We start from the raw sequence: 6794 nt of genomic DNA on the forward strand, positions 1-6794 counted from the left end.
GCTCATATCCGGCCCGCCCTGCGCTCGGTGACCAGCAGCCACAGCAGATAGGCGCCACCCAGGACTCCGGTCACCACGCCCACGGGAAGCTGGTCCGCGCCGAAGAGACGCTGTGAGGCCCAGTCGGCGACGATCAGCAGGGCGGCGCCCATGACCATGGAGGGCACCAGGCTGGGGCCGGGTGAGCGGCTGAGCCGGCGGGCGAGCTGCGGCGCGGTGAGCGCCACGAACCCGACGGGGCCGGCGGCGGCCGTGGCACCGGCGGTGAGCAGCACCGCGGACACCATCATCAGCAGCCGCACCCGCTCCACCCGTACTCCGAGGGCGCTCGAGACGTCGTCGCCCATCTCCATCATCCGCAGCCCACGGGCGTTGCCGAGGACGAGCGGTACGAGGACGGAGCACAGGGCGAACAGCGGCCGGACCTGGTCCCAGTCGCGGCCGCCCAGCGAGCCCGTCATCCAGACGACCGCGCGGGCCGCGTCGACCATGTCGGCCTTGGTGAGCAGAAACCCGTTGACCGCCGTCATGATCGCGGACACGCCGATGCCGACCAGGACGAGCCGGTAGCCGTGCACGCCCTGCCTCCAGGCGAGCAGATGGATGGCGGCTCCGGTCACCAGGCCGCCGGCGAGCGCGCCCAGGGCGACCTGGGTGGCGCTGCCGGAGAACAGCACGATGACCACCAGCGCCCCTGCCGTCGCACCCTGATTGAGGCCGAGCACGTCCGGGCTGCCCAGCGGGTTTCGGGAGACGGACTGGAACAGCGCGCCGCCGAGCCCGAGCGAGGCGCCGACCAGCAGGCCGACGAGCACACGCGGCAGCCGCAGCTCGGTGACGATGAACTCCTGACCCGGTTTGCCGCCGCCGGCCAGTGTTCTGAGGACGTCCCCGGCCGGGATCGGGAAGTCGCCGGTGCCGATCAGCAGCACGCTCCCGGTGAGCGCGACGAGCAGGAGCAGGACGACGACGGCGAGCGCCCGGACGTCCAGTCGGAAGGACAGCCCGCCGGGGGCCCTGAGGACACGCTGGGACTTCACAGTCGGGCCGTCCTCCGCCGCCGTACGAGAAGGATGAAGACCGGGCCGCCGAGCAGCGCGGTCACGATGCCGACCTGGAGCTCGGCGGGCCGGGCGACGACTCGGCCGACGACGTCGGCGCCGAGCAGCAGCACCGGCGACAGGACGGTCGCGTACGGCAGGATCCAGCGCAGGTCGGGGCCGGTGAAGGACCGTACGGCGTGCGGGACCATCAGCCCGACGAACACGATCGGCCCGCAGGCGGCGGTCGCGGCTCCGCTGAGCACGGTGGCGGCGGCCATGGACAGGGCGCGGGTGCGGCCCAGGTGCGCGCCGAGTGCACGGGCGGTGTCGTCGCCCATCGCGACGGCGTTCAGCGGGCGGGCGAGCGCGAGCGCGAGGACCGTACCGGCCAGCAGGAACGGCAGGACCTGCCGAATGGTCGCGTCCGTCGCCGAGGCCAGGGAACCGACGGTCCAGAAGCGCATCTTGCCGAGCGCCGCGTCGTCCATGATCATCACGGCTTGGAGGTAGCCGTAGAGCGCGGCGCTGATCGCGGTGCCGGCGAGCGCCAGCCGCACCGGCGTGGCGCCCCGGCTGCCGCCGAGGAACCACACCAGGGCCCCGACGGCGGCCGCGCCGAGGAAGGCGAACCACACATAGCCGCTCAGGCTGGTGACACCGAAGTACGTGATGGCGGTGACGACCGCCGCGGAGGCGCCCGCGTTGAGGCCGAGCAGGCCCGGATCGGCCAGAGGGTTGCGGGTGAGCGCCTGCAGGACGGCACCGGCGAGGCCGAGCGCGGCGCCGGTGAGCAGGCCGAGCACCGTGCGCGACAGCCGGTCGCCGACCACGACGTCGGCGTACGTCCCCGAGTCGTGGAACAGTCCGTGCCAGACCTGCGCCGGCGAGAGGCCTTTCGCCCCGATCGCGATGCTCGCCAGCGCGACGGACGCCAGGATCACGACCGAGACGAGGAGCCCGAGGGACCGTATCGCCCGGCGGGTCGGGGGCGCGGGGGCGGTGTCCGCGCGCGGTTCGGGAGGGCTGTCGACCAACACCTGGTTAGGTTAGCCTACCCTCGCTTCGCGTCTCGACCGGCCGTCCCCTCCGCTCACAGCCCCAGCCGCGCCAGCGCCTTCCCCCCGTCCAGCCCGCAGGACCCTTCCCCGGCTGCCGCCCAGGCCGCCGCACACAGCGCCCGCAGCCCGTCCAGAGCCTCCCCGTCGCCCTCCAGCTGCAACCTCTCCTCCAGTGCTGTCGCCGTCCAGCCGCCGCAGCGGTAACCGCCGCCCGCCGCGACCACCTCCGGCTGCCCCGTCAGCAGCCCGCGCAGATCCGCGTCCACGTACGTCGGCCGGTGCTGCGGGGTTGCCGCCAGCAGCTGCGCTCCGTCCGTCACGCCCGTCAGGACCAGCAGCGAGTCGACTCCGCCGTTGAACGCGCCCTCGATGTCCGTGTCCAGCCGGTCCCCCACCACCAGCGGCCGCTCCGCGCCCGTGCGCAGAATCGTCTCGCGGTGCATCGGCGGCAGCGGCTTGCCCGCCACCTGCGGCTCCGCACCGGTCGCGATGCGTACGACCTCGACGGCCGCCCCGTTCCCCGGCGCGATACCGCGGGCGCTCGGGATCGTCAGATCCGTGTTCGACGCGAACCACGGAACTCCGCGCGCGATGGCGTAACACGCCTCCGCGAACCGCCCCCACGGCAGCTCGGGCCCGCCATAGCCCTGCACCACGGCCACCGGGTCGTCGTCGGCCGACTCGACCGGCACGAGCCCCCGCTCCCGCAGCGCGACCCGCAGCCCCTCGCCACCGATCACCAGCACCCGCGCCCCGGCGGGCACCTGCTCGCTGATCAGCCTGGCCACCGCCTGCGCCGACGTGATGACGTCCGAGGCACCCGTCGGTATCCCCAGCTCCGTCAGATGCTCGGCCACCACGTCCGGCGTACGCAGCGCGTTGTTCGTCACGTACGCCAGATGCATCCCGCCCCGGCTCGCCGCGCCCAGCGATTCCACGGCGTGCGCGATGGCGCTCCCACCCGCGTACACGACGCCGTCCAGGTCGAGCAGCGCCGTGTCGTACGCCTCGCTCAGGGGCGCATCGCTGCCCTCGGGCCGCGTCCTGACGGTCTGGCTCATTACGCATCGCTCCTCATTCGATCGCCTTCCCCGATCATCCCGCACGGCACTGACACACTTACGATGCATCAATGAACACTGCAGGTGGCGGGGACGTACCGGCGCACACGGGCCTTGACCTGGCCCCCTTCCGGGGCCTGCGCTACGACCCTGACCGCGTCGGCAGCCTCGCCGCGGTCACCTCACCGCCGTACGACGTCGTCGTGCGCCCGGACGGACTCCTCCATCTGGAGTCGGCGGACCCGCACAACATCGTGCGTCTCATACTGCCCCAGGCGGCCACTCCGGCGGCACGCACCAAGCAGGCGGCGGAGACCCTGCGCCGCTGGCTCGCCGAGGGGGTCCTGAGGACCGACACCGAGCCCGGCCTGTACGTCTACGAGCAGCGAGGCGGCGGGGTGCTCCAGCGCGGCCTCATAGGGGCGCTGCGCGTCTCGGAGCCCTCGGAGGGCGTGGTGCTGCCCCACGAGGACGTCATGCCGCACGTCGTCGCGGACCGTGCGGCCCTGATGCGCGCCACCTGCGCCAACCTCGAACCCCTGCTGCTCACCTACCGCGGCAACGGCTCCGAGACCGGCGCGACGGCCGTCGTCGAACGCACCGTCGAACGCCTGCCACTGCTGGCCACCACCACGGAGGACGGTTTCAGCCACCGCCTGTGGTCGGTGACGGATCCCGACGCTCTGGCGGAGATCCGGGCCGACCTGGCCCGGCAACAGGCCCTGATCGCAGACGGCCACCACCGCTGGGCGACCTACGTGCGTCTACGCGCGGAGCACACCTCCCCGAGCCCGTGGGACTACGGCCTGGTCCTGCTGGTGGACACCGCCCGCTACCCGCTGAGGGTCCGGGCGATCCACCGCCTCCTGCACCGGCTCCCGGTCGCCGAGGCGCTGTCCGCCCTGGACGGCCTGTTCCGCGTACGCGACCTGCACCTGCCGCTGCCCGATGCCTTGGAGGTGCTGGCCGACGCCGCCTGCGCCGGCAACGCCTACCTCCTCGCCGGCGACGGCGCCTTCCACCTGGTCGACCAGCCGTCCCCGGACCTCCTGGCCCGTACGGTCCCGGCTGACCGCCCCCAGGCCTGGCGCACGCTGGACGCGACGGTCCTGCATGCCGCGCTCCTGGAACACGTCTGGCGCATCCCCGAGGACTCGCCCCAACACATCGCCTACATCCACGACACGGCCGCCACCGTCGAGAAGGCCGAGCGCGACGGCGGCACGGCGGTCCTGATGCACCCGGTCCGCGAGGAGGTCGTCCGCGCACTGGCCCGCCAGGGCGTGACGATGCCGCGCAAGTCGACCTCGTTCGGCCCGAAGCCGGCGTCGGGGCTGGTGCTGCGGGCGTTGGAGCTCTGACAGGCGACAGGGCGGGACCCGCTGGGGTCCCGCCCTGTCTCGTCCCGGTGCCGCCGACCGGCGTCAGTCGTCGTCGCCGTCGCCCTCGGCCGCGTCGGGCTCGCTCTCGCCCTCGTCCAGGGCGTCGACGAACTCCACACCGTCCAGCTCGGCGAGCCGGTCGGAGGCGTCCGTGCTGCCGTCCCTGTCGGCCTCGACGGCCTTGGCGAACCACTCGCGCGCCTCGCTCTCCCGACCGGCGGCCAGCAGCGCGTCGGCGTACGCGTACCGCAGCCGCGCGGTCCACGGCTGGACGGAGTTGGATGCCAGCTCGGGGCTCTGCAGCGTCACGATCGCCGCGTCGAGCTGCCCCATGTCGCGGCGCGCACCGGCCGCCACCAGCCGCATCTCGACCTGACCGGCCTTGTCGAGCTTGTGGACCTCGGGCGCCCCGGCCATGTCCAGCGCCTTCTCGGGCCGGCCGAGACCACGCTCGCAGTCCGCCATGACGGGCCACAGGTCGACGGTGCCCGTCATACGCCTGGCGGCCCGGAACTCGGCGAGCGCCTCACCGTACTTCTGGTTGGCGTACGCCGCGAAGCCGGCCGCCTCGCGCACGGCGGCGACGCGTGACGCGAGGCGCAGCGCCACCTTCGAGTACCCGTATGCGCCCTCCGGGTCCTCGTCGATGAGCCGGGCGACCATCACCAGGTTCTTGGCGACGTCCTCGGCGAGCGTCTTGGGCAGGCTCTGCAGCTCCTGCCGTACGTCCTTGTCGATCTCCTCCCCGGTGACGTCCTCGGGGATCGGCAGCCGCTTGATCGGCTCGCGGTCCCGGTCCCGGTCCCGCTCCTCGCGGAACCGGCCACCACCGCGCCGGTCGTCGCCACGCCGGTCGTCGCCACGCCGGTCGTCGCGGCCACGGAACCCTCCGGGACGCCCACCGCGGTCGTCACGCCCACGGAAGCCACCGGGACGCCCACCGCGGTCGTCACGCCCGCGGAAACCGCCGCGGTCGGAACGGCTGTCGTCACGGCGGTGGCCGCGGTCCGAGCGGCTGTCGTCACGGCGGTAGCCACGATCGTCTCGGCTGTCGTCACGGCGGTAGCCACGATCCTCGCGGCTGTCGTCACGGCGCGGGCCGGACGGCCGGTCGTCACGACGGTCATCCCGACGGAAGCCGCCTCGGTCGCTGTCGCGGCGGTCGTCACGACGGAAGCCGCCTCGGTCGCCGTCGCGGCGGTCGTCACGACGATCGTCGCGACGGTCATCCCGTCGGTCGTCACGACGGCCGTAACCGCCTCGATCGTCACGACGGCCGTGACCACCGCGCTGGTCGTCACGGCGGCCGTATCCGCCACGGTCGTCATCACGGCGGCCGTAGCCACCACGGTCGTCGTCCCGACGGCTGTACCCGCCACGGTCGTCATCACGACGGCCGTAGCCACCACGGTCGTCGCCACGACGGCCGTACCCGCCACGGTCGTCATCGCGGCGGCCGTACCCGCCACGCTCGTCATCACGACGGAAGGAGGGACGGTCGCCCTCGCGGCCGAAGCCCCGGTCGCGATCGTCGCGGCGCGGACCGGACGAGCGGTCGTCACGGCGGAAGGAAGGACGTCCAGCACGGTCGCGGTCGTCCCGGCTACGGAATCCGCCTCGGTCGCCCCTGTCGCTCCTGTCGCCGCGGTCGCCTACCCGGCGGTCGTCTCCTCCACGGCGATCGTCGCGTCGCCCGGAGCCTCCACGGTCGTCGCCGCGGCGCGGGCCGCCGCGGTCACCACTGTCCCGGCGGCGCTGGTCGCGCTCAGGACGCTCGTCGGGAGAGTTGGTGGACATGGTGACTCCTGTCTTCGGTACCGCAAAATCATTGTCGCGCAGCCGGGTACCCGGCGCGCCCGGGGAAAACGAAAAAGGACCCTTGGTCCCAGCAAGTCGCTGGGACCAAGGGTCCTCCAAAGATTGTTCGGCGGCGTCCTACTCTCCCACAGGGTCCCCCCTGCAGTACCATCGGCGCTGTAAGGCTTAGCTTCCGGGTTCGGAATGTAACCGGGCGTTTCCCTCACGCTATGACCACCGAAACCCTAATGGTTTCGAGCGAACAAGCACACTCTTCAGTTGTCTGTTCTGCTCAAAGCCGGCAACCGTTCGTTGCCTCAGAACTGACAGTGGACGCGAGCAACTGAGGACAAGCCCTCGGCCTATTAGTACCAGTCACCTCCACCCGTTACCGGGCTTCCAGACCTGGCCTATCAACCCAGTCGTCTACTGGGAGCCTTACCCCATCAAGTG

At 72.4% G+C, this 6794-nt stretch carries 6 protein-coding genes and 2 rRNA genes; 1 reads left to right on the plus strand and 7 read right to left on the minus strand.

Annotated features, from left to right (window positions below):
* Positions 1-2 precede the first annotated feature (2 nt).
* From SY2F82_RS25430 to SY2F82_RS25440, 3 genes are read right to left on the minus strand one after another with little or no spacing between them, the layout of a single operon-like run.
* On the minus strand, positions 3-1040 hold the full coding sequence (locus SY2F82_RS25430; RefSeq protein ID WP_200421482.1) for an iron chelate uptake ABC transporter family permease subunit: 1038 nt from the start codon (positions 1038-1040) through the stop codon (positions 3-5).
* Entirely contained in the window at positions 1037-2080 is a 1044-nt protein-coding gene (locus tag SY2F82_RS25435; RefSeq protein WP_200421483.1) for an iron ABC transporter permease, read from the minus strand. Before SY2F82_RS25435 ends, SY2F82_RS25430 begins: the two co-directional genes overlap by 4 nt.
* Before the next feature lie 53 nt (positions 2081-2133).
* The gene (locus SY2F82_RS25440) at positions 2134-3162 is read right to left on the minus strand and encodes an HAD hydrolase-like protein (protein WP_200421484.1); all 1029 of its coding nucleotides are present in this window, start codon (positions 3160-3162) and stop codon (positions 2134-2136) included.
* Positions 3163-3233: 71 nt separating this feature from the next.
* On the opposite strand from SY2F82_RS25440, the gene SY2F82_RS25445 reads away from it, so the two are divergent.
* Positions 3234-4523 carry a DUF1015 domain-containing protein gene (locus SY2F82_RS25445; protein ID WP_200421485.1) on the plus strand — a complete coding sequence of 430 codons (1290 nt, stop codon included), beginning with the start codon at positions 3234-3236 and terminating at the stop codon, positions 4521-4523.
* A gap of 63 nt (positions 4524-4586) precedes the next feature.
* Here SY2F82_RS25445 and SY2F82_RS25450 read toward each other — a convergent pair whose 3' ends face one another.
* From SY2F82_RS25450 to SY2F82_RS25465, 4 genes are all read right to left on the minus strand, one after another.
* A complete protein-coding gene (locus tag SY2F82_RS25450; RefSeq protein WP_200421517.1) occupies positions 4587-5315 on the minus strand; it encodes a tetratricopeptide repeat protein in 729 nt (242 codons plus the stop codon).
* Positions 5207-5992 (minus strand): hypothetical protein, encoded by a 786-nt coding sequence (locus SY2F82_RS39550; RefSeq protein ID WP_200421519.1) that lies wholly within the window; start codon positions 5990-5992, stop codon positions 5207-5209. The genes SY2F82_RS25450 and SY2F82_RS39550 overlap by 109 nt, the downstream gene beginning before the upstream one ends.
* Before the next feature lie 474 nt (positions 5993-6466).
* Positions 6467-6583: ribosomal RNA gene (rrf, locus tag SY2F82_RS25460) — 5S ribosomal RNA — on the minus strand.
* A gap of 103 nt (positions 6584-6686) precedes the next feature.
* Positions 6687-6794, minus strand: a 23S ribosomal RNA gene (locus SY2F82_RS25465); the annotation flags it as partial.

Source organism: Streptomyces sp. Y2F8-2 (genome assembly GCF_014905555.1).
GTDB lineage: Bacteria > Actinomycetota > Actinomycetes > Streptomycetales > Streptomycetaceae > Streptomyces > Streptomyces cynarae.

What these genes read in the sequence shown, in the direction of transcription:
- SY2F82_RS25440 (WP_200421484.1), bottom strand. Translation starts at nt 3,162, where the DNA reads ATGAGCCAGACCGTCAGGACGCGGCCCGAGGGCAGCGATGCGCCCCTG.
- SY2F82_RS25445 (WP_200421485.1), top strand. Translation starts at nt 3,234, where the DNA reads ATGAACACTGCAGGTGGCGGGGACGTACCGGCGCACACGGGCCTTGAC.
- SY2F82_RS39550 (WP_200421519.1), bottom strand. Translation starts at nt 5,992, where the DNA reads ATGACGACCGTGGCGGGTACGGCCGTCGTGGCGACGACCGTGGTGGCT.